The following is a 2518-nucleotide window of genomic DNA, read 5'->3' on the forward strand; positions in this document are numbered from 1 at the left end:
CCTCCAGTACCGGCCCGACACCCTCGACGGGTTCATAGCCGGCACCGGCCTGACCCTCCACGACCCAGCGTCACCCTGACGAGCTGAAGTCAGTAGAGAACCCACCCACCAGGGGCTTCGTGTGCCTGTCAGCCTTCTGAGATCGAACTGGTGGAGCCGTAGAGGCTGACGACTCGTCGCCTGTGCGGTATCACCGGGGCATGCGGTATCCACAAGGGGGCGGACCGACTGCCGAGCGGCAGCAGTTCCGCGAGGAGTTACGGCTCAAGGCGGCCGACGCGCAGGATTCGACCTTCTCTGGTATCGAGTCCTCTTGACCTGACCGCTACCCGGCGTCACCACCGACTACGGGCCAGAGCCAGATCGACGACACGCCCCCCCACGGCAACTTTCCGCCTGAGCGGTGTTCGAATTTTCTCGAATCAGTGCAGTCGCATGGCGTCTTCAGTTCGCGAAACTGATCTTCTCCGCCACGACCCCTTCATGGAGTCTCAGCATCAGAAAAAGGGTAGATTTCCCCCATGGATGTGCGAGCCTTCGTTGCCAACATCGCTGCCGTCTTCTGGGCGCGCGAGAAAGACGGTCGATTTTCTTGGCGCCCAGGTCTGGGTGCGTTCCTGGCAACGGGAGTTCCGTTGGAAGTTGGCGCAGCCTCCGGCTATCTCCTGCAGGGGTCACTTGCTGCCATAGGTGCATTGCTGACAGTTATTTCACCAATGAGCGGAGATACTCGCGCTCGGGTAACGGCGCTAGTCAGAGGAGTATTGCTACTGAGTGCGGCCACCGCCATCGGAATTTTGGTTGCCGGACGCCTTATTCCTGCGCTCTGCGCTATCATGCTCTTCTCGCTGCTGGTACCCGTCAAGCCTACAGCAGCTATTGCCCCTCTAATCGCTCTTATCCTGTCGGCGGCTGGTTCTCCAGTTGCTCCCGCTGCGCACGTGGCACTGGTTGCTGCAGGGGCATCTTATGCAAGCACGATCATGTTGCTGCCCTTCATCGCCGGACCTCCCGACCCTCAAGGGCCTAAATCTCCTTCTCGAGGATGCAGAAGTGCATGGATTGTACTTCGGTCAGCAGCCAGGGAGCTTACACCAGAATTTCGTTACGGACTCCGACTTGCTTTCTGCTTCGGTGTCGCCTATGTAATCATTACAACCGTAGACCTACCTCATTACAACTGGGTAATGCTCGGAATTGTGACCACTTTGCGTCCCAGTTGGGGTCAAACGACTCAGCGGATTATCAAACGTATGGGCGGAACTCTACTCGGTTCCTGCATTGGTGCTCTGCTGCTCACGTTTTGCGATTCAATTCCCGCTTCATTTGTTGCCCTGCTCTGTGCCGCGCTTATCGGAGCTGCACGCCCTCTACGCACCATCAACTACGGACTTTGGCCATTAGTGGAGACGCCCGCCATTCTGCTCATGCTCACCTTCGGAGAGCATGCCGGGTGGATCGACGCTTTCGAACGCGTCGTTAACAATGCGGTGGGTGCAGCCTTGGCTGCCATCGGAACGCTAGTCCTCTGGCCGCATCACGAGGAGGGGAAAATCCTGAATCGCATTACTGCGATTTTGATCTCTCAAGCCCGATACTTGGAGCGGGTCGCCACCTCTAGTAATAGTTCTGTAGGCGATGGAAAGTTTCGAGCTCTAAATACAGTAGAAGAATCCGAAAAAGAACTCGCATCCTCACGTTTTCGGCTCAGTGATCAGCCTCGACCTTCCGTTGCGCTGCTCACCGAATTGGATGAAATTCTCTCCGAGTCGCGAAGGCTTCGGGGAATTATTGAAAGACAAGTATCACCCAGTCGGCCCCGGCTTCCATCCGCGTCTCGCGAGTTGCGGGTTCTAGCCGGCCACCTGAGGGATGTCGCTAATTATTTGGACGGCTCTAGAGTAGATATTTCCCCCCCGCAGTTCCATGGGCCCGTTTCGCGCTCTGTCGCGGCTCTGGCTGAACATGCAATTTCCGCGGCCATGATGGTTACGTCTCACTCGGGCAGGGACCTACGAGAATTGAAATGAGCGTGTGCGATCTCGCAATCATCTGAGATTTTATGCCCACCGGTTTAGCAAATAGGGCACCAGTGAGTCCTTTCCAACCTGCTGGTCGAGCCGGGTAATGGGGCTGACAGGCAGGTGAAGCCCCTGGTAGATGGGTTTTCGACCAAGAAATCCGTCTTCACCAGGGGTTCGTGTGCTTGTCTATCCGTCGGGCGTCGACGTCTCCAGCTCTGCCCTCCGCTTCCTAGCTGCCTGCCTGAGGGAACATCGCCGGGCTGTTGGCACCCGGTGGCGGCGCCTGAGCGCGGGCCGACAGGCCCTGCTCACCCTCGCCCACTTCCGCAACGGGCATCCGTACGCACAGCTCCCGGCTGGTTTCGGGGTCGGTACGACTACGGGCCTTGACCCCGGATGCTGTACACACGAGACACTGGATCCTGAGGATCTGAGGACGGACATCTCGTGGTCATGAAGTACTACCCGCCGGAGTTCAAGGCGGACGCGGTCGC

At 58.0% G+C, this 2518-nt stretch carries 1 protein-coding gene and 2 pseudogenes; all 3 read left to right on the top strand.

Annotated features, from left to right (window positions below):
• Window positions 1-79 (top strand): annotated as a pseudogene (locus tag ACZ50K_RS37795) (transposase); the annotation flags it as partial.
• A 442-nt stretch (window positions 80-521) separates the two neighbouring features.
• The gene (locus ACZ50K_RS37800) at window positions 522-2030 is read left to right on the top strand and encodes an FUSC family protein (protein WP_468912009.1); all 1509 of its coding nucleotides are present in this window, start codon (window positions 522-524) and stop codon (window positions 2028-2030) included.
• Between the two features lie 172 nt (window positions 2031-2202).
• Window positions 2203-2406, top strand: a pseudogene (locus ACZ50K_RS37805) (transposase family protein); the annotation flags it as partial.
• Window positions 2407-2518: the final 112 nt, after the last annotated feature.

The organism is Streptomyces sp. NPDC033845 (assembly GCF_055576225.1).